The following is a 19,219-nucleotide window of genomic DNA, read 5'->3' on the forward strand; positions in this document are numbered from 1 at the left end:
CCGACCCATGGTCGGCGGACTCTCCCGCCAACGGCCCGCTGCGCTCGCCGACCATGGGTCGGCGCTACCGATGACAGTAGCCCATCTGGGGGAGGGAGCCCCTGAGTCAGGGGCGGCCGCGAAGCGGCGGGGTGTGGGTGCTGGTGAGACGGGGCCCGCGGTTTGCGCAGCAAGGCGTGGGAGCGGCAGCGCGAATGCGATGACGCGGACCCGACCCATGGTCGGCGGACTCTCCCGCCAACGGCCCGCTGCGCTCGCCGACCATGGGTCGGCGCTACCGATGACAGTAGCCCATCTGGGGGAGGAAGCCCCTGAGTCAGGGGCGGCCGCGAAGCGGCGGGGTGTGGGTGCTGGTGAGACGGGGCCTGCGGTTTGCGAAGCAAGGCGTGGGAGCGGCAGCGCGAATGCGATGACGTGTACCCGCGCCATGGATGGCGCGAAACGAGGCCCGCAGGAGCGGCTTTTGCCGTCCCCCGCACAGCCCCACCGCCCGGCCCACCCCAGATGCAGCTCCAAAGCCACCCTCGAGGGGGTCCCACCCGCTCGCCCGGTAACGCGACGGTCGCAATCCGGTCATGCCCGGGACATGCCCAACGACGAGCATGCGCACAAACGGGAGAGCCCCATGCGCTACGCGATCGTCACCGAGACCTATCCTCCGGAAGTGAACGGCGTGGCCCTGACCGTGCAGGGGTTGGAGATGGGCCTGCGCCAGGCCGGGCACGAGGTCGACCTGGTGCGACCGCGCCAGCACGCCGACGGCGACGCCGAGCAGCGGGACGGCACGCTGCTGGTTCCCGGTGCCGCCCTGCCCCGTTATCCCGGCCTGCGCTTCGGCCTGCCCGCGCCTGTCCGGCTCGGCCGCCAGTGGCAGGCCCGACGCCCCGATGCGGTCTACATCGCAACCGAAGGCCCGCTGGGCTGGTCGGCCCTGCGCTGCGCGCGCCGGCTCGGCATCCCGGTCGCCACCGGCTTCCATACCCGCTTCGACGAATACCTGCCTGACTACGGCGTGGCATGGCTGCAGGCCGCGGCGCTGCGCTGGATGCGCCGCTTCCACAACCAGGCCGATGCCACCCTGGTGCCCACCCGGGAACTGCAGGATTTCCTCGCCGGCGAAGGCTTCGAACGGGTCCGGCTGCTGGCCCGCGCGGTGGACAGCCAACAGTTCGATCCGGCCAAGCGCGATCCGGCGCTGCGCGAAGAATGGGGTATCGAGGGCAATGGTTTTGCCGCGATCTACGTCGGGCGCATCGCCGCGGAAAAGAACCTGGGTCTTGCGGTGAAGGCCTTCCGCCGGCTGCAGCAGCAGCGCCCCAAAGCCCGCTTCGTGCTGGTCGGCGATGGACCGGCCCGCGAAAAACTGGCCCACGACAATCCTGATTTCCTGTTCTGCGGCGTGCAGCGCGGCGAAGCGCTGTCGCGCCATTTCGCCAGTGGCGACCTGTTCCTGTTTCCCAGCCGCAGCGAGACGTTCGGCAACGTGACCCTTGAAGCGATGGCCAGTGGACTGGCCACGGTGGCCTTCGATTACGGCGCCGCGCGCGAATACCTGCGCGATGGCGAGAATGGCGCGGCGGTGGATACCGACGACCAGTTCGTCGAAGCCGCGCTGCGCTTTGCCGGCGATGACACGCTGCGCGCCAGCCTTGGCCAGCAGGCGGCGCGGGACATGAAGCGCCTGCATCCACAGCAGGTGGTAGCCGAATTCGATGCCCTGCTGTCCGAACTCGCCCACGCCCGGAGGCTGCATGCGCACCACGCCGCTTGACCTGTTGATCGGCCGCGAAACCCGCTGGTGCCGCCGTGCCAACCTGTACTGCCGCCGCCGTCGCATGCGCTCGCTGTTCGCGGTGATCAGCCGGCTGGGTGATGGCGTGTTCTGGTACGTGCTGATGGGTGCGCTGGTGTTGCTGGATGGCATGGAAGGGCTGCGCGCCAGTACCCACATGGCCGCCACCGGCCTGGCCGCGCTGTTGATGTACAAGGGGCTCAAGCGCTGGACCCGGCGCCCGCGGCCCTACAAGGCCGACCTGCGCATCCGCGCCTGGGTGGCCCCGCTGGACGAGTTCAGCTTCCCCTCCGGCCACACCCTGCATGCGGTCTCCTTCACTGCTGTGGCCCTGTTCTATTACCCGTGGCTGGCGCCGCTGCTGGTGCCGTTCACGCTGGGCGTGGCGGCATCGCGCGTGGTGCTGGGCCTGCACTACCCCAGCGATGTGCTGGCCGCCACCGGTATCGCGCTGCTGCTGGCGTGGGCCAGCCTGGGCTGGCTGCCGTTGGGCGCGTGATCCCCCATCCCCACACGCATCGGATGTCTTGCCTACAATAGGCGCATGACCACGCTGTTCATTTCCGACCTGCACCTGGACGCGAGCCGTCCGGCCATCACCGATCTCTTCCTTGCCTTCCTGCGCAGCGAAGCGCTTGAAGCGGACGCGCTGTACATCCTGGGCGATCTGTTCGAAGCCTGGATCGGTGACGACACGCCTTCACCGGCGGCCGATGCGGTGGCAGCGGCGCTGAAGGAGGTGTCCGATGCCGGCGTGCCGGTGTACTTCATCCGCGGCAACCGCGACTTCCTGCTGGGCGAGCAGTACGCCGCCCGCGCCGGCATGCGCATCCTGCCCGATCCCTGCGTGATCGACCTGTATGGCACCCCGGTGCTGCTGCAGCATGGCGACCTGCTGTGTACCGATGACCTGCCTTACCAGCAGTTCCGTGCGCAGACCCGCGATCCGGCGTTCCAGGCCCAGTTCCTGGCACAGCCGCTGGCCGCGCGCATCGCGTTCGCACAGAAGGCACGCGATGCCAGCCAGAGCCGCCAGTCGGAAATGAAGCAGGGAGATCGCGCGCAGTTCGAAACCGTCACCGACGTGGCACCGGCCGAGGTCGATGCGACCTTCATCCGCTTCGGCGTGGACACGATGATCCACGGCCATACCCACCGCCCCGCCGTGCATTCGCTGATGGCAGGCGGCCAGGCACGCACGCGCATCGTGCTGGGCGACTGGTATGAGCAGGGTTCGGTGCTGCGGGTCACCTCCGATGGGATGTCGCTGCAGGCACTGTGATGCTCCTGCTCAGCGGAAGCCGGCGATCTTCGCGCGGGTGAGTTCCAGCACACGGCGGTTATCCGCTTCGTTGCGGTTCCCGGTGGCCTGGCCTTCGTGCAACAGGTCCGGGCTGGACCAGTAGGGGATGCGCCGGCAGCCGGTCGGGCAGTCGTAGGACATCACCGTCCGCCATCCCAGTGCACGCGGTGGCTGGTACCAGTACCCATGGCCGAAGGCGAACGGGGCTGCTGCCGGATCGCGCTTGATGTCGTGCCGGGCGCCTGCCAGATGCCCGATTTCATGGGCAAGGACATACTCTCCCGCAGCGCATTGCTCCAGCACGGCAACGAACGCACCGTCGGCGTCCGCCCCGATCTGATCGGCGAGCCCGCAGGCGAACGCACGATTCATCAGCAGCAGAACGACATCGGCCGCGTGCTGGTCGCGCAGCGCGTGTACCTCGTCCATGTAGCCGTCACCAGGCGAGCGCAGGCGCCTCAGGTCCTGCTCCATGTTGCCGCTTTCCTCATAAGGCGTGACCACGTACCCCGCCAGTTCCACGTCCATGTCCACGCCGCTGCGCTGGTAGGTGAGGTTGGATTCGGCAATGGACAGTTCGGCCAGTGCCCGCAGGTCACCGGGGTAGCCGGCCACCGCGTCGGCCGTGGCTACCACGAGCAGCCGGACCCTGCTGGTCGGCGCGGTGCCTGCCGGGCCGACGGCGGATGGCTCCAGCGGCCCCATCGGGATGTCACCCGGAGGATGCATCGGCACTTGGCGGGTGGCCAGCGGCAGGGTCTGGTGCCGGCCACCACCGACCGGAACGATGCGCAGCAGGTCTTCGCCCCTATGCACGACCGCCGTGATTCCCGCCGGGGATCGCACCAGGCTGAGCTCGCCCCCCGCAGCCTGTCCGGTGGCGTCCCAGCTGCCACTCCATGCCACGTCCCCCGTAGGCAATGCGCGGGAATGTTCGCGTCGCACGGCGACCGGCCGGCCCTCGATCTCGAGCATCAATGCCGGTGTCCCGGCATGCAGGGCAGAGGCGGCAGCCTCCTGCAGCCTCAGCGACGGGGCGGCGGCAGATGCCAACGATGTACCGGCCAGGAGCAGGCCGGGGAGAAGACGGGAGTGCAGCATGATGGCCTCCTGTGGGCACTACGGCGAATCAGCATCCGACTCCGGACACTGCGGACTTCGCCGCGCATGAGGCCATTACGCGGCGGTCGCCGGCGCGGATCCATCAGGAAACGCCGCCTCTGGCAGCCCGATAACGCCGGGGCGCAGCGGGGCCGCGCTGTGCGCGCCACGCCCGGAGGCGTGACGCGGGGACCCGACCCTTCCAGCAAAGGCGCAGCAAGCTCAGCGGAATCCGGCGACCACGTGCTTGCGCTGCACCAGCACCCGCTGGTTGTCCGCGGTGGCCGCATCACCGGTGCGGGCGCCACCGTAGGTGATGTCCGGGTTGGACCAGCTATTGATGCGCGTACAGCCGCCCGGGCAGTCGTAGGACATGATGGTGCGGAAACGCTCGCCGCTGCCCAGGCTGAACTGGTAGCCGTGTCCGTAGGGATAAGGCGAGCCGGAGGCGTTGGCACGGTCATGGTTGGCGCCCAGCACGTGGCCGACTTCGTGGCCGAAGGAATAATTTCCGGTGGCGCAGCGCCAGCCGACAACGGCGAAGGCATGCGAGGCCGGCGCGTTGATATAGCCCACGCCACATGCATCCTTGCCATCGGTCAGCATCACCACGACATCGGCCCGGGCAGCATCGCGCAGGGCGTGCACCTCATCGAGCTGGCCGTCGCCCGGGTTCTGCAGCCTCCCCAGGTCATCCCCCATGCGCCCCTCAGGGAAGCCGGTCGTGCGGTAGTCGGCAAGCTCCATGCGGATGTTGGTCCGGCCATTCTTGAACCCCTCGTTGGATTCGGCCACGGCCAGTTCGGCCTTTGCCTTCATGTTGCCCCCATAGGCGTTGATGGCCCCCTGGGTGGCAATCACCAGCACCCGGATCGTCGCCCAGCCCCCCGGGTCTCCGCTGCGGATGTGCGCGTCCGGCGCGGGCGGCATCACCGGCCTGGCAGGGTTCCCTTGCACCCGGCCCCGCGCTACTGTCCGTGCAAGGGAGGGCGGCCATGAGCACAGTGCGAGGGGACGGCAGCACACGCGATAGCGGCCTGTTACGGATCGGCCTGTTCTTCGACGGCACGCGCAACAACGCACGTAACCTGGCGCGCGGGCGCGGTCCCGGCGGCGACCACCCCGGTCCGCCGCAGGCCTTGCCACCGATATGGCAGGCCGATGACGCCTCGCCGTACCACAGCCGCATCACCAGCAGCTTCAACAACGGCCTGACCAACGTGGCGAGGCTGCATGCGCTGTACGCCGACGGGCGCGTGGCGGGCGCCGCCGCCCCGTCGGTGGCGATCTATACCGAAGGCACCGGCACCCGCGATGGCCAGGCTGATGACCTGATCGGACTGGCCTTCGGCGTGGGCGCCAGTGGTGTCCGCGCGAAGATCAACCGCGCCCTGCAGGCCCAGCTTCCCGCTGCGCTGGCGCAGCTCGCACGGCACTGGCAGCAGCCGCTGCGAGGCATCCGGGTGGATCTGTTCGGGTTCTCGCGCGGTGCCGCGGCGGCACGTGATGTCGCCAACCAGATCGCGGCCTGGGGATCACCGCACTGGCAAGGACTGCTGCGCGAAGCCGGCCTGCGCGTGGATCCGGCGTTCACCCTGCCCCATCCGGTGATCGGCTTCATCGGGCTGTTCGATACCGTAGTGGCGATCAGGGGCGGCCGTGCCGATGAAGCGCCGCGCCTGCACCTGCCTGCGGGGATCGCCGGCAAGGTGCTGCAGCTGAGCGCGCGCGACGAGCATCGCGAACACTTTGCCCTGACCACGGTGGCACCGGACCACGAAGAAATCAGGCTGCCCGGGGTACACGCCAATATCGGTGGCGGCTACGACCAGACGGAAGAGGGCCCCAAGCTGCTCACCCGTCCACGCAGCCAGCAGGTGCGGCGACACGGGCTGGATGACTTCTCCCTTCCCCCGGCAGACTGGCTGCATCGCACCGAAAGCCACCAGCGTGCACTGGCCGAAGCCGTCCGCTGGCAGCAGCAGCTGGGGCTGGGCGCCGATGCGGTGTGGGTGGACACGTGGCACCAGTGGGTACGCCAGCGCCAGGCAGGCAGCCGCAGCGCGCTGCCCACGCCGACCTTGTTCGTGTATTCGGCGGTGGTGCTGAAGCGCCCGATCGACTGGCGTTACCAGCTGATCGCGCTGCGCCTGATGCATGCGCGTGCCGCGGCGGCGGGCGTGCGCTGGACGGACGCACCCGATGCCAGCATAGACGGCACATCGCCCACGGACCTGCGCGGGATCGCCGCTGCATTGATGGCCGGCACAGCGCTGGAGCCGGCGCAGGAACGAGTGCTGAAACAGCGTTACCTGATGCAGTCGGCACACTGGAATTTCGACGCGCTGGGTGACACCGCACTCACCTACACCGCCGATGCCGGGGTCAGCGAGCTGCCGTATCGACCCGGCCCGGGACTGTTCTACATCAACCGCCCCACCGCCGACGGCCAGCGCGTCGTACTGCGCAACGCCTGAGGCCCGCTACCCGGCGCGCTCGGCCTGTTCCATTAGTTCGGCCAGTTCATCGGCATCGAAACCGGCCAGCAGGCGCGCTTGGATGTTGAACGGGCCATGCAGGTAGCCCCCGGCGTAGTCGACCAGCAGTTCCTTGAAGCGGGCACGCGGGTCCACGCCGGCACGTTCGCAGTACCAGCGGTACCAGCGGCTGCCCGCAGCCACGTGGGCGACTTCTTCGCGCAGGATGATCTCCAGCACGTCGGCCGTCTCTTCGTCGCCGCAGCCACGCAGTTTCGCGATCAGCCCCGGGGTGACATCCAGGCCACGCGCTTCAAGCACGCGCGGCACCAGGGCCATGCGCGCCAATCCGTCATGGGCGGTCTTCTCGCACATCTCCCACAGCCCGTTGTGGGCGGGAAAATCGGCATAGTCGTGGCCATGCGCCTGCAGCCGTCCGCGCAACATCAGGAAATGCCGCGATTCATCGTCCGCGCAACTGACCCAGTCAGCGTAGAAGGCCGACGGCAGACCCCGGAAGCGGTACACCGCGTCCCAGGCCAGGTCGATCGCGTTGAGCTCGATATGCGCGATGGCATGGATGAAACGTGCGCGCCCTTCCGCCCCACCCAGCTTGCGTCGCGGCACGTCGCGCGGGTGCACCTGCTGCAGGGTGGCCGGACGCCCGGGCATGCGGATCGGCGCCGGTGCCGGCGGATCGGCCGGCAGCTTCAGCCGACCGGCGCGGAAGGCCGCAGCATGGGCCTGGGTCAGCGCGACCTTGCGCAGCGGGTCGGCCTCGGCCAGGCACTGCTGCGCGGCGCGCAGCAGGTCACCGGCGACGTCGGATCGATCGACGTCGCATGGGGCCGTGGCGCTCACGATCAGGCGCGGCGCTTGTGCTTGGCGTCGTCCGAACGCAGTTGCTGGATGCGCTCGAAGTAGCCCGGCTCGATGCCGGTCGGGTAATGCCCGTTGAAGCACGAGGAATCGAAGTTCTGCAGTGCCGGGTTGCCTTCGCGCACCGCCGCTTCCATGTCTTCGATGTCCTGGTAGATCAGCCAGTCGCAACCGAGGTGCGCTTCGATTTCTTCCACGCTGCGGTTGTGCGCGACCAGCTCTTCGGCGGCCGGCATGTCGATGCCGTAGATGTTCGGGTAACGCACCGGCGGGGCGGCGCTGGCCAGGTAGACCTTGCGGGCGCCGGCGTCGCGCGCCATCTGCACGATCTGCTGGCTGGTGGTGCCGCGCACGATCGAGTCATCCACCAGCAGCACCACCCGGTTGCGGAACTCCAGGTGGATCGGGTTGAGCTTGCGGCGCACGGATTTCACCCGCTCGCCCTGCCCCGGCATGATGAAGGTGCGGCCGATGTAGCGGTTCTTGATGAAGCCTTCGCGGTACTTCACCCCGAGCGTGTTGGAGATCTCCAGCGCGGCATCGCGCGAGGTGTCCGGGATCGGGATGATGGTGTCGATGTCGTGGTCCGGGCGCAGGCGCAGGATCTTCTCGCCCAGCTTGATGCCCATGCGCATGCGCGCCTTGTGCACCGACACGTTGTCGATCATCGAATCGGGCCGCGCGAAGTACACGTATTCGAAAATGCACGGGGTGTGTTCGGCGGTCTCCGAGCAGATTTCCGAAAACAGTTCGCCGCGCGCGGTGATCACCAGCGCTTCGCCCGGCTGCACATCGCGGATGCGCTGGAAGCCCAGCACGTCCAGCGCGGCCGATTCGGAGGCCACGATGTATTCATCGCCTTCGGCGTGGCTGCGCTTGCCCAGCACCAGCGGACGGATGCCGTGCGGATCGCGGAAGGCGACCAGGCCCAGGCCCAGCACCACGCTGACCACCGCATAGCCGCCCTTGCAACGACGGTGCACGTGGGACACCGCGCGGATCGCCGCTTCCGGGCTGAGCTGCTTCTGTGCATCCAGTTCGTAGGCGAACACGTTCAGCAGCACTTCGCTGTCCGAATCGGTGTTGACGTTGCGGCGGTCCTGTTCGAACACCTGGCGACGCAGGTCTTCGGTGTTGATCAGGTTGCCGTTGTGCGCCAGCGCGATGCCATAGGGCGAATTGACGTAGAACGGCTGGGCCTCGTCCATGCCTTCGGAACCGGCGGTGGGATAGCGCACGTGGGCGATGCCGACGCGGCCTTCCAGGGTGGACATGGTGCGCGCGTCGAACACGTCGCGGACCAGGCCGTTGGCCTTCTGCACACGCAGGCGGGTGCCGTCGACGGTGGCGATGCCCGCCGCGTCCTGGCCACGATGCTGGAGGACGGTCAGGCCGTCATAGAGCTGCCCGGCGACGTTCTGGTTGCCGACGATTCCGACGATGCCACACATGTTGCGTAATCTCCGCTGGGCTGCGCCCATCTACAGGGATGTTGGCCGTGCCTGGCCGGGGGAGCCGCCTTACGGGACAGCGGCAGGATCTGGACGCTCGGGCGCCGACTCGATGTTCGCGGGCAGTGCCGGGGCGTTCGCGGACTCGCTCGCCGCGCCCCTGGCCGGGTCCACGTTACGCGGCCATCCGCGTCCCGCCACCACCTCGCCGAGGACACCATTATCGCCTGTCGCGGTCGGCTTTCCCAACAGGCTTTCTGCAAATGGGGACGAACCGCTGGACGGCAAGGGCAAGCCAGCCGGTACCAGCCCATCCAGCGACGATGGCAGGCCCTTGGGCACCATCCGCTCGAGGTTCTGCATCGGCCGTGAAACATCCGGCAGCTGGGCATCCATCCAGCCCACCACCGGCTGCAGCACCGCGCGCAGGTGGGACTGCTGCCAGGCCGGTTCGGCGGTGAGCGGGGTGAAGGTGGCCATCAGCAGCAGCACCGCGCTGATGAAGCCGCCACGCACCAGGCCCAGTGCGCCGCCGAGCATGCGGTCGGCGCCGCCCAGCAGCGCCATGCGCAGCCCGGCGCGGACCAGCATGCCCAGCACGGTGACGGCGATCAGCACGGCCAGGAACACCGTCACATAGCCGCCGACCAGGTGGCCGTTGCCCGGCTGTGCCGGCGCTGACCACAGGTGCGCCACGTCATTGCCGAACAGGAACGCCGCCCAGCCGGCAAGCAGCCAGGACAGCGTGCCGACCACGATGCCAACGAAGCCCCGCACGAACCCCAGCAGGGTCGAGATGGCGATCACGCAGGCCAGCACGATGTCGATCATGCGGGCGGGTTTCCTTGGGCGTCCTGGCCGGGAATGGGCATCAGGGGTGCGGTCTGACCATGCCGGCCACGCCGACCCGGGCGGCGACCTGCGCCTTCAGCTGGTCGGCCTCGGCACGGTTGGCGACCGGCCCGACACGGACCCGGCTGAGCACGCCTTTGTCAGTGCGGACCTGGTCGACGAAGGCGCTGAAGCCGGCGGCGCGCGCTTTGTCGCGCAGGGCGTTGGCATCAGCAGCTTGGCCGAACGCGCCCAGCTGCACGGCAAACCCCACGCCGCTGGCGGCCGGGGCCGCCGGCGCCTTCACCTCAGGCTTCACTTCCGGCTTGGCCACCGGCGCAGGCGTCGCCGGCTTGGCGGCGACCGCCTTGGTGTCCGGCGCGGGGGTCGCGGTCGGCTTCGGTTCGGGCTTGGGTGCCGGCGCGGCAGCCGCTGCCGGGGGCGCGGTTTCCGGCAGCGCCTGGGTCTGCACCGGGTTGCCGCCCAGCGGCGTGGTGGTGGCGGCCGGCGCCTGTGCGGTCGCGGCGGCGCCATCGACGTTGGCATCCAGGGTGACTACTTCGGCACGCACGTCGCTGCGGATCTTCACGGCCTGCAGCCGGGCCGATTCGGCCTGTGCGCGGTCAACGAAGGGGCCGACGCGGACCCGCCACGCCTGCTTGCCGTTGATCGTGGCGGCTTCGCTGAAACCGGGCAGCTGCGCGCCCTTCAGGTGGGCGATCACCGCATCGGCATCGGCCTTGCTGGCATAGGCGCCGAAGCTGACCGCGAAATTGCCGGCGGCCACGGCCGGACCGGTATCCACCGTGGCGGCGGCGTTGGCGGCAGGTTCCTGCAGCGGCGCGGCGCCGCGCAGGCCACTGTCACCCCCCGCGGGAGCGGCCAATGGCAACTCGCGTGTTTCGAACTGGGCATTGGCCGGCGCGCCGGGCACCTCCAGCGGCACGCTGTCGGCGGTGCTGTTGCGGGCAGGGCCGGTCACCAGCATCGGCAGGAAGATCACGGCAAGGGCCACCAGGACGATGGCACCGATCAGACGCTGTTTCAGGGACGTATCCACGGATGGCAGGCAACAGGTGGGAACTGCCGATGATTATACGGTCCTGCCGTGATGCAGCGTCGGCAACGGCTGAACGCGGCTCAGGTGGCGGTCTGCAGCCAGGCCAGCGCTTCGGCGGCGGTATGGAAGGAACCGAACACCAGTACGCGGTCTCCCTGCACTGCCTGCGCCAGCACCTGGGCCAGCGCGTGGGCCACCGTATCGGCCCGGGAAGCATCCGCGGCAACGGTTCCGGCCAGTCGGGCCGCCAGCGCGGCGGCGTCCTGGCCGCGCGGGCCTTCCAGCCCGGCCAGCGTCCATTCGCTCACGGCCTCGCCCAGCGCCTGCACCACGCCGGCCGCATCCTTGTCCTGCAGGCCGGCATACACCGCCAGCGTGCGCCCGCTGACCGGTTCGGCCTGCAGCGCGCGGGCCAGCGCAGTGGCCGCCTGCGGGTTGTGGCCCACGTCCACCAGCACGTTGATCCCGTTACGCTCGACGCGCTGCAGCCGGCCGTCGATGCGCGCGGCGGCGATGCCTTCGGCGTAGGCGGCGCGTGGCAGCGAACAGCCCGGCGGCGGCTCCAGCGAGCGCAGCGCGGCAATCGCCGCACCGGCGTTGGCCAGCTGCACCGGGCCGGCCAGCGAAGGCATCGGCAACTCAAGGCGCACGGCGACATCGCGCCAGGCCCAGGTCTGCGCGTCCAGTGTTTCGTTGAAATAATCGCTGCCGGCGCGGATCGCGTTGGCACCAATCAGGTAGGCCCGCCGCAGCACGCTGGACGGTGGATCGATCTCACCCAGCACGGCCGGCTTCCAGCCACGCAGGATGCCGGCCTTTTCGGTGCCGATGCTTTCGCGGTCAGCGCCCAGCCAGTCGGCGTGGTCGATGTCCACGGTGGTGATGACGGCCACGTCGGTGTCGACCAGGTTCACCGCATCCAGGCGCCCCCCCAGCCCGACTTCCAGCACCGCCAGGTCCAGTCCGGCCTGCGCGAACAGGTAGAAGGCCGCCAGCGTGCCGTATTCAAAGTAGGTCAGCGTGGTATCGCCACGCGCGGCTTCGACCGCACTGAAGGCCGCCACCAGTGCTTCGTCGCTGGCTTCTTCGCCATTGATGCGCACGCGCTCGTTGTAGCGCAGCAGGTGCGGGGAGGTATAGGCGCCGACCTTCCAGCCGGCGGCACGCGCGATCGCTTCGACGAAAGCCACCGTGGAGCCCTTGCCGTTGGTGCCGCCCACCGTGATGGTGCGCTGCGCAGGGGCGCCCAGCTGCAGGGCGGCGGCAACGGTGCGCACGCGCTCCAGTCCCATGTCGATGGTGGCCGGGTGCTGGCGTTCGATGAACATCAGCCAGTCGCTGAGCGTAGTGGGCAGTGCAGTCACGGTGGGACGTCCAATCGGTTTCGGTTACAGGGCGCGGTGCTTGGCTTCGCCGAAGAACGGCGTGTGGTGGGCGCAGTCGTTCATGCGCACCACTTCCAGTTGTTCGATGTCCGGACCTTCCAGAAGGTTCAGCGTGGTCGGTGCCTGGCGGAAGCTCCACAGGCGGCTGATCGGCAGGCCGAGGATCCGGCACAGGATGACCCGGTTCACCGCATCGTGGGCGACCACCAGCAGGGTGTCGTCCTCGCCGAGACCTTCGGCGGCACGTGCCAGGCCACGCCAGCTGCGGTCCAGCACCAGGCGCAGTGATTCGCCGCCCGGCATCAGCACGGTGTCCGGCTCTTCGCGCCAGGCGCGCAGCCGCGACGGGTCTTTTTCATGGATCTCGCTGGCCAACAGGCCTTCCCACTCACCGTGGGCGATTTCCTGCAGCTCCGGTTCGGTCAGCAGCATGTCGGCGCGGGCGCCGAGGGCCAGCTGCGCGGTACGCTGCGCGCGTGACAGCGGCGAGGCCACCGCACGGGTGATGTCCACGGACTTCAATCGTTCGCCAAGCGCCTGCGCCTGGGATTCGCCGATCGGCGACAACGGGATATCGATCTGGCCCTGGTAACGGCCTTCGGCGTTCCACGGCGTTTCGCCGTGACGGGCAAGCAGGATGCGCATGCGGGGTACGGGTCCTTGGGGGGAGGAGGTCCGGCGTTTCGTTCACGTCCTGTGAAACCACGCCGGAGCGCCATCATACCTGCTCCGCCTGAAGCCCCGCCGTGGGAAAACAGGGCGGATCCGATGGGGAATCCGCCCCGTGAGCGTTTACTTCGCCAGGTTCAGTTCTTTCAGCAGCTGCGGCGCCGGCGCCACTTCCTGCATGATCCACTGCATGTAGCGGCTGTCCACGGCGATCATGCGGGTCATGACCGGATCGAACACCCAGTTGGAACTGACCGATTCCCAGTTGCCATCGAAGGCCAGGCCGACCAGCTTGCCGTGCGCGTCCAGCACCGGCGAGCCGGAGTTGCCGCCGGTGATGTCCAGGTTGGACAGGAAATTGACCGGCACCGAACCGACGCGCTTGTCTTCCAAGCCGCCATACCGCTTGGCCTTGACCGCATCGAGCAGCGCCTTCGGCGAATCGAACGGGTCTTCGCCGGTTTCCTTTGCCACGATGCCTTCCAGCGTGGTGAACGGGGTGTAGTTCACCCCGTCCTTGCCGTAGCCCATGACGTTGCCGAAGGTGATGCGCAGCGACAGGTTGGCGTCGGGATAGACGAACCCGCCCTGGCTCTTCTTGTAGTCCGCCACGGCCTGCAGGTAGAGCGGGCGCGCGCTGAGCGACTCACCTTCGCGGACCTTCTTCTGCTCTTCCTGCTTCAGCAGCGCCGGCATCATCGCCACCGCGTACTGGATGGCTGGATCGGTGCTGGCTTCGAATGCGGCACGGTCGGCGGTGAGCCACTTCAGGCGCTCATCCAGGCTGCCCAGCCGGGTGCCACCCAACTTGCCGACCAGTGCCTTGACCGCGTTGGCATCGCTGCCGGCCAGCCACTGGTTCAGCACCGCGTTGTCGCGCTGCGCGGCCGGCAGGGCGACATACTGCTCCAGCCAGTACTGTTGCAGCTGCTGGTCCATCTTCGCCACGTAACGGCGGTCCATCTGGCGGATGCCGCCTTCGATGGTCGGCAGGTCGCGCTGCTGGTAGCCGGCTTCGCGCTCGGCGTCCGGCTTGCTGCGCTCGATCGCGGTGCGGTACAGGGTGATCGCCGAACCCACGGCAGAGGTGTTGTTGAACTGGCTGACGAACAGGTCACGCTCGCGCGTGCTGCGGCCGGTTTCCAGGTGCTTGAGCAACTGCGCGTGCGCGGCCAGCGCCGGCTTGCCAGCGGTGCCCTGCTGCTTCAACCAGGCCAGCACCTGCGCCTCTTCGGCCTGCTTCTGGCCGGCCGCATCGATGCGCTTGAAGCCTTCCAGCTGGCCGGCGTAGTTCTTGGCGACGTTGTTCATGCTGGCCGCGGTGGCGGCGTACTTCACCTTGACGTCGGCGTCGGCCTTGCCGGCATCTTCGATCAGCTTCAGCACGGCGTTGTAGTGGCGGGCGATGGTCGGATAGGTCCAGTCGGCGGTTTCGTTGAATTCGCCAGCCAGTGCGTAGCGGTTGGTGCGGCCCGGGTAGCCGGCCACCATCACGAAGTCATCGGCCCCCAGCGGCTGGTCGGCGAACTTCAGGAAGTGCTTGGGCTGGTAGGGCACGTTGTCGGCTGCGAAGGCGGCTGGCTTGCCGTCCTTGCCCACGTAGGCGCGGTAGAAGGAGAAGTCGCCGGTGTGGCGCGGCCACATCCAGTTGTCGATGTCGCCGCCGAACTTGCCGACGCTGCCCGGAGGCGCGTAGACCAGCCGCACGTCCTTGATTTCCAGATTGCGGAACAGCCGGTAGGTGTTGCCGCCGGAGAAGCTGTACAGGCGGCAGCGGAAGCCGGCGTCGGCCTCGCAGGCGGCCACCTGCGACTTGTCGAAGGCATCCAGCGCGCGGGTGCGGGCCAGCGGGTCCTTGCCTGCCGCGGCGATGGCGGCCTTGGCCTGCGCGGTCACATCGGTGATCTGGTCCAGCACGTACACGCGGGCATTCGGGCCGGCGCTGAGTTCGTCGCTGGTCTTCGGGGCGTTGAAGCCGTCCTTGATCAGGTTCTTTTCGGCCGTCGAGTTCAGCTGGATGGCGCCGTAGGCACAGTGGTGGTTGGTGACCACCAGGCCCTGCGGGGAGACGAAGCTGGCAGTGCAGCCGCCGAGGGCGACCACCGCGCCCATCGGGTCACCGGTCAGGTCGGCCAGCTGCTCGGCCGACAGCTTCAGGCCGGCCTTCTGCAGGGGACCGGCGATTTCCGGCAACTGCTGTGGCACCCACATGCCTTCTGCGGCATGGGCGAGCTGGACCAGGCCAAGGCTGGCGACAATGGAGAAAGCAAGCAGGTTCGAGCGCATGAAGCGGCCCTTGGGTAATGGAACCGTCGATTCTAGCCCGCCGCCCGGCTCCGGCAGGATGCCCGGAGGTCATGGGTCATGCTCCCCTGGCTCACAGGCTGCGGGGTGGCGGGGTGGCGGGGTGGCGGGGCTACGGTGGCCTGGTAGCGCCGACCCATGGTCGGCGGCATTACGCCGGCTGACCCGCGCTGCAACATGGCGCGGGCGCTGGCGGCTTTATAATCCGCGCCATCTTTCCCCCTGTGAGTTCCACCGAGATGGCACAAACGATGAAGGCGCTGGTCAAGCGCGAAGCCGCCAAGGGCATCTGGCTGGAAGAAGTGCCGGTGCCGGTGCCGGGCGCCAACGAGGTGCTGATCAAGCTGGAAAAGACCGCCATCTGCGGCACCGACCTGCACATCTACCTGTGGGATGAGTGGAGCCAGCGCACCATCAAGCCTGGCCTGACCATCGGCCATGAGTTCGTCGGCCGCGTCGCCGCGCTCGGCAGTGCGGTCACCGGCTATGAGGTCGGCCAGCGCGTTTCGGCCGAGGGCCATATCGTCTGCGGCCACTGCCGCAACTGCCGCGGCGGCCGTCAGCACCTGTGCCCGAACACCGTTGGCATCGGCGTGAACGTGAACGGCGCCTTCGCCGAATACATGGTGATGCCGGCCACCAACCTGTGGCCGATCCCGGACCAGATCCCGTCCGAGCTGGCCGCCTTCTTCGATCCCTATGGCAATGCCGCGCACTGCGCGCTGGAGTTCAATGTGATCGGCGAGGACGTGCTGATCACCGGCGCCGGCCCGATCGGCATCATCGCCGCCGGCATCTGCAAGCACATCGGTGCGCGCAACGTGGTGGTCACCGACGTCAATGATTTCCGCCTGAAGCTGGCCGCCGACATGGGCGCCACGCGCGTGGTGAACGTGGCCAACCAGTCGCTGAAGGACGTGATGAAGGAACTGCACATGGAGGGCTTCGACGTGGGCCTGGAAATGAGCGGCAATCCGCGTGCGTTCAACGACATGCTGGACTGCATGTACCACGGCGGCAAGATCGCCATGCTCGGCATCATGCCCCGCGGCGCCGGCTGCGACTGGGACAAGATCATCTTCAAGGGCCTGACCGTGCAGGGCATCTACGGCCGCAAGATGTACGAGACCTGGTACAAGATGACCCAGCTGGTGTTGTCCGGCTTCCCGCTCGGCAAGGTGATGACCCACCAGCTGCCGATCGATGACTTCCAGAAGGGCTTTGACCTGATGGAAGAAGGCAAGGCTGGCAAGGTGGTCCTCAGCTGGAACTGATCGAGCGCGCGAAGCGCGTCCGATCAGTTCTCCCGCATGTTTCCTTATCCCCGCGCCTGTCCGCGCGCCCCCTTGAACAACAAGGGGGCTCTCCACCAGAGGGAACAAAGGGTCACATGATTGAAAAAGGCGCCTGCAAGGGCGCCTTTTTCGTTGTGCATGACGTGCGCTGCACGGTCGCACGCGGGGCGCTGGTTACTTGCCGATGGCTACCGTGAACACCACGCGGTTGTCGGCCAGGTAGCCGTTGTTGTCGCGGCCGGCGCCATCGGTGCCGTGGAAGCCCAGGCCAAGGTTGAACAGGCCGAACTGACGGCTGACGCCGATGTTGAAATCGGTGTAGTCCTTGCCGAAATCGGTCTCAAGCGAGGTGCGTCCGACGTTGGCCGCCAGGGTGAAATCCTGCGGCAGCGCCCACTCACCGCCGATGGCGTAATACCAGCTCTTGGTATCCGAACCGGACAGGTCATTGGTGTAGGCCACGGTGAGCTTGTACTGCTCGGCAAAGGTGGTGCTGGTGATCAGCTCGTTGTAATTGAGCTCGCTGGCACCCGGGTAGGTGTAGCGGTTGAACAGCACATCGAAGTTGACGTTGTCACTGACGTCGAAGCCGTAACCGATCAGGAAGTCCACTTCGGTACTCGGGTCGCCCGGCCCGAAGTCGACGCCGGAGCCCCAGACGCCGGCATACAGGCCGACCGGGCTGGTGTAGGTGAAGCCGGCCTGCAGGGTCGGATCCTCGTCGGTCTGCGACACGCCACGGAAGACGTAATCGGACACGGCGGTGACGTTCCAGCTGTAGGGCGACTCAGCTTCCTGCGCGCTGGCGGCGAACGAGGCGAGGGACAGGACAGCAGCAGCGGCAAGACAGCGGACGGCGTGCTTCATGGGCGTCTCCGGGGGGCGATGGCGGGGAGGAGGGACATGGGGCGTGGCGCGGACCGGCTGCGTGAATCCATCCGGTTCACGGTTTTTTAACCTGTTTGATATTGCAACGCAACACGTTCGTGCTCCCTGCCCTGCCGCCCTTCCATGGCCGGGGCGGGTAAAATCGTCGTTTTCCCGTGTTGAGCCGTGCTGCCACCATGACCGAATCCTCGCCTGACCTGACCCGCCATTACGCCGAGGAACTGGACGCCATCCGCGCCCAGGGCCTGTTCAAGTCCGAGCGGATCATCACCAGCCCGCAGTCGGCGGAGATCACCCTGGAAGACGGCCGCACGGTGCTCAATTTCTGCGCCAACAACTATTTGGGCCTGGCCGACCACCCGGACCTTATCCAGGCCGCCAAGGATGCGCTGGACAGCCACGGCTTTGGCATGGCGTCGGTGCGCTTCATCTGCGGTACCCAGGACCTGCACAAGCAGCTGGAAGCGCAGATTGCCGACTTCTTCGGCAAGCAGGACACGATCCTGTATGCGGCCTGCTTCGACGCCAATGGCGGCCTGTTCGAGCCGCTGCTGGGCGAGCAGGATGCGATCATTTCCGACAGCCTCAACCACGCTTCGATCATCGACGGGGTGCGCCTGTGCAAGGCCAAGCGCTTCCGTTATGCCAACTGCGACATGGCCGATCTGGAAGCGCAGCTGCAGGCCGCCGATGCGGCCGGTTGCCGGACCAAGCTGATCACCACCGACGGTGTGTTCTCGATGGACGGCTTCATCGCTCCGCTGGACGAGATCACGGCGCTGGCCCGGAAGTACGGCGCGCTCGTCCATATCGACGAATGCCATGCCACCGGCTTCCTCGGCAAGACCGGCCGTGGCTCGGCCGAAGTGAAGGGGGTGCTGGACGGGATCGACATCATCACCGGCACGCTCGGCAAGGCGATGGGGGGGGCGCTGGGCGGATTCACCACGGCCAAGGCCGAAGTGATCGAACTGTTGCGCCAGCGCTCGCGCCCCTACCTGTTCTCCAACTCGCTGCCGCCGCACGTGGTGGCCGCCGGCATCAAGGCCTTTGAAATGCTGGCCGCCGCCGACGACCTGCGCGAAACGCTGGTGGCCAACACCACCTACTTCCGCGAAAAGATGGTGGCTGCCGGTTTCGACGTGAAGCCCGGCGTGCACCCGATCAGCCCGGTGATGCTGTACGACGCACCGCTGGCGCAGAAGTTCGCCGAGCGCCTGCTGGAGGAAGGCATCTACGCGATCGGCTTCTTCTTCCCGGTGGTGCCCAAGGGCCAGGCGCGCATCCGCACCCAGATCAGCGCAGCGCACACGCGCGAGCACCTGGACCGCGCCATCGATGCCTTCACCCGCATCGGCCGCGAACTCGGTGTGATCTGACAAAAAGGGGACGGAGGGCATTAAGTCGTATCCAGCCTGTACCGGCTGGATACGACTTAATGCCCTCCGTCCCCTTTTTTGTGTCAGCGACCCTTGGCCACGCGGATGCCGTTGGCTTTCATCCAGGCGTCGAATTCGTCGGCGGACATCTTCTTGTCGCCTTCGCTCATGTTGAAACGGTAGCTGCCGCGCCCGTCCAGCTCGGGGATGCGTACTTCGATGATGTCCTGCGGCGGCGGTGGCGGGGCCTTGGCCAGTTCTTTCTTGTGGCTGCATGCGGCCAGGGCCGCCAAAGGCAGCAGCAGCGTCAGGCGCAGTGGAGAGGTCAGGAAACGCAACACGGTGGGATACCTCTTTCAGTAAATGCAAAGCCGGGCCCCCCTTGCGCCCGGAGCGGGACCGACG

The 19,219-nt window shown here is 67.6% G+C and carries 17 protein-coding genes; 6 read left to right on the top strand and 11 right to left on the bottom strand.

The window, feature by feature from the left end:
* Positions 1-625: 625 nt before the first annotated feature.
* The 3 genes from ACI2JH_RS10710 to lpxH are packed head-to-tail and all read left to right on the top strand — an operon-like array spanning position 626 to position 3,074.
* Positions 626-1,771, top strand: coding sequence for a glycosyltransferase family 1 protein (locus ACI2JH_RS10710; protein WP_101098718.1), 1,146 nt, complete (start codon positions 626-628; stop codon positions 1,769-1,771).
* Positions 1,752-2,291, top strand: coding sequence for a phosphatase PAP2 family protein (locus ACI2JH_RS10715; RefSeq protein ID WP_101098717.1), 540 nt, complete (start codon positions 1,752-1,754; stop codon positions 2,289-2,291). Before ACI2JH_RS10710 ends, ACI2JH_RS10715 begins: the two co-directional genes overlap by 20 nt.
* Positions 2,292-2,336: 45 nt before the next feature.
* Positions 2,337-3,074: a UDP-2,3-diacylglucosamine diphosphatase gene (gene lpxH, locus ACI2JH_RS10720; protein ID WP_404736169.1), complete on the top strand. Its 738-nt coding sequence runs from the start codon at positions 2,337-2,339 to the stop codon at positions 3,072-3,074.
* 9 nt (positions 3,075-3,083) lie between these two features.
* Here lpxH and ACI2JH_RS10725 read toward each other — a convergent pair whose 3' ends face one another.
* Both ACI2JH_RS10725 and ACI2JH_RS10730 read right to left on the bottom strand, forming a co-directional pair.
* Entirely contained in the window at positions 3,084-4,196 is a 1,113-nt protein-coding gene (locus ACI2JH_RS10725) for a M12 family metallo-peptidase (protein ID WP_349999627.1), read from the bottom strand.
* 222 nt (positions 4,197-4,418) lie between these two features.
* On the bottom strand, positions 4,419-5,126 hold the full coding sequence (locus ACI2JH_RS10730; RefSeq protein WP_404736170.1) for a M12 family metallo-peptidase: 708 nt from the start codon (positions 5,124-5,126) through the stop codon (positions 4,419-4,421).
* Positions 5,127-5,191: 65 nt separating this feature from the next.
* Between ACI2JH_RS10730 and ACI2JH_RS10735 the strand changes: the two genes are divergently transcribed.
* A complete protein-coding gene (locus tag ACI2JH_RS10735; protein ID WP_404736171.1) occupies positions 5,192-6,673 on the top strand; it encodes a phospholipase effector Tle1 domain-containing protein in 1,482 nt (493 codons plus the stop codon).
* A 6-nt stretch (positions 6,674-6,679) separates the two neighbouring features.
* Here ACI2JH_RS10735 and ACI2JH_RS10740 read toward each other — a convergent pair whose 3' ends face one another.
* The 7 genes from ACI2JH_RS10740 to ACI2JH_RS10770 form a co-directional block, all read right to left on the bottom strand.
* A complete protein-coding gene (locus tag ACI2JH_RS10740; protein WP_101098712.1) occupies positions 6,680-7,534 on the bottom strand; it encodes a ferritin-like domain-containing protein in 855 nt (284 codons plus the stop codon).
* A gap of 2 nt (positions 7,535-7,536) precedes the next feature.
* Positions 7,537-9,003 (bottom strand): amidophosphoribosyltransferase, encoded by a 1,467-nt coding sequence (purF, locus tag ACI2JH_RS10745; RefSeq protein ID WP_101098711.1) that lies wholly within the window; start codon positions 9,001-9,003, stop codon positions 7,537-7,539.
* 69 nt (positions 9,004-9,072) lie between these two features.
* A complete protein-coding gene (locus tag ACI2JH_RS10750) occupies positions 9,073-9,834 on the bottom strand; it encodes a CvpA family protein (protein WP_101098710.1) in 762 nt (253 codons plus the stop codon).
* A 40-nt stretch (positions 9,835-9,874) separates the two neighbouring features.
* Complete coding sequence (locus tag ACI2JH_RS10755; protein WP_404736172.1) at positions 9,875-10,894, bottom strand: SPOR domain-containing protein; 1,020 nt, start codon at positions 10,892-10,894, stop codon at positions 9,875-9,877.
* A gap of 80 nt (positions 10,895-10,974) precedes the next feature.
* Positions 10,975-12,258: a bifunctional tetrahydrofolate synthase/dihydrofolate synthase gene (gene folC / locus ACI2JH_RS10760; protein ID WP_404736173.1), complete on the bottom strand. Its 1,284-nt coding sequence runs from the start codon at positions 12,256-12,258 to the stop codon at positions 10,975-10,977.
* Between the two features lie 24 nt (positions 12,259-12,282).
* A complete protein-coding gene (locus tag ACI2JH_RS10765; protein ID WP_101098707.1) occupies positions 12,283-12,924 on the bottom strand; it encodes a histidine phosphatase family protein in 642 nt (213 codons plus the stop codon).
* Positions 12,925-13,071: 147 nt separating this feature from the next.
* On the bottom strand, positions 13,072-15,234 hold the full coding sequence (locus ACI2JH_RS10770) for a S46 family peptidase (protein WP_404736174.1): 2,163 nt from the start codon (positions 15,232-15,234) through the stop codon (positions 13,072-13,074).
* A 257-nt stretch (positions 15,235-15,491) separates the two neighbouring features.
* On the opposite strand from ACI2JH_RS10770, the gene tdh reads away from it, so the two are divergent.
* Positions 15,492-16,526 (top strand): L-threonine 3-dehydrogenase, encoded by a 1,035-nt coding sequence (tdh, locus tag ACI2JH_RS10775; RefSeq protein ID WP_404736175.1) that lies wholly within the window; start codon positions 15,492-15,494, stop codon positions 16,524-16,526.
* 195 nt (positions 16,527-16,721) lie between these two features.
* On the opposite strand, the gene ACI2JH_RS10780 is transcribed toward tdh, so the two are convergent.
* On the bottom strand, positions 16,722-17,414 hold the full coding sequence (locus tag ACI2JH_RS10780; RefSeq protein ID WP_101098704.1) for a TorF family putative porin: 693 nt from the start codon (positions 17,412-17,414) through the stop codon (positions 16,722-16,724).
* Positions 17,415-17,611: 197 nt separating this feature from the next.
* On the opposite strand from ACI2JH_RS10780, the gene kbl reads away from it, so the two are divergent.
* Positions 17,612-18,814 carry a glycine C-acetyltransferase gene (gene kbl / locus ACI2JH_RS10785; RefSeq protein ID WP_182657608.1) on the top strand — a complete coding sequence of 401 codons (1,203 nt, stop codon included), beginning with the start codon at positions 17,612-17,614 and terminating at the stop codon, positions 18,812-18,814.
* Between the two features lie 83 nt (positions 18,815-18,897).
* On the opposite strand, the gene ACI2JH_RS10790 is transcribed toward kbl, so the two are convergent.
* The gene (locus tag ACI2JH_RS10790) at positions 18,898-19,155 is read right to left on the bottom strand and encodes a hypothetical protein (protein ID WP_101098703.1); all 258 of its coding nucleotides are present in this window, start codon (positions 19,153-19,155) and stop codon (positions 18,898-18,900) included.
* Between the last annotated feature and the right edge of the window lie 64 nt (positions 19,156-19,219).

Source organism: Stenotrophomonas sp. NPDC078853, assembly GCF_044901215.1.
Taxonomy (GTDB): Bacteria; Pseudomonadota; Gammaproteobacteria; order Xanthomonadales; family Xanthomonadaceae; genus Stenotrophomonas; species Stenotrophomonas lacuserhaii.

Bases quoted from the DNA above. Each gene is read 5' to 3' on its own strand.
- ACI2JH_RS10710 (WP_101098718.1), top strand. From the start codon at position 626: ATGCGCTACGCGATCGTCACCGAGACCTATCCTCCGGAAGTGAACGGC.
- ACI2JH_RS10715 (WP_101098717.1), top strand. From the start codon at position 1,752: ATGCGCACCACGCCGCTTGACCTGTTGATCGGCCGCGAAACCCGCTGG.
- lpxH (WP_404736169.1), top strand. From the start codon at position 2,337: ATGACCACGCTGTTCATTTCCGACCTGCACCTGGACGCGAGCCGTCCG.
- ACI2JH_RS10725 (WP_349999627.1), bottom strand. From the start codon at position 4,196: ATGCTGCACTCCCGTCTTCTCCCCGGCCTGCTCCTGGCCGGTACATCG.
- ACI2JH_RS10730 (WP_404736170.1), bottom strand. From the start codon at position 5,126: ATGCCGCCCGCGCCGGACGCGCACATCCGCAGCGGAGACCCGGGGGGC.
- ACI2JH_RS10735 (WP_404736171.1), top strand. From the start codon at position 5,192: ATGAGCACAGTGCGAGGGGACGGCAGCACACGCGATAGCGGCCTGTTA.
- purF (WP_101098711.1), bottom strand. From the start codon at position 9,003: ATGTGTGGCATCGTCGGAATCGTCGGCAACCAGAACGTCGCCGGGCAG.
- ACI2JH_RS10750 (WP_101098710.1), bottom strand. From the start codon at position 9,834: ATGATCGACATCGTGCTGGCCTGCGTGATCGCCATCTCGACCCTGCTG.
- ACI2JH_RS10765 (WP_101098707.1), bottom strand. From the start codon at position 12,924: ATGCGCATCCTGCTTGCCCGTCACGGCGAAACGCCGTGGAACGCCGAA.
- ACI2JH_RS10770 (WP_404736174.1), bottom strand. From the start codon at position 15,234: ATGCGCTCGAACCTGCTTGCTTTCTCCATTGTCGCCAGCCTTGGCCTG.
- tdh (WP_404736175.1), top strand. From the start codon at position 15,492: ATGGCACAAACGATGAAGGCGCTGGTCAAGCGCGAAGCCGCCAAGGGC.
- ACI2JH_RS10780 (WP_101098704.1), bottom strand. From the start codon at position 17,414: ATGAAGCACGCCGTCCGCTGTCTTGCCGCTGCTGCTGTCCTGTCCCTC.
- kbl (WP_182657608.1), top strand. From the start codon at position 17,612: ATGACCGAATCCTCGCCTGACCTGACCCGCCATTACGCCGAGGAACTG.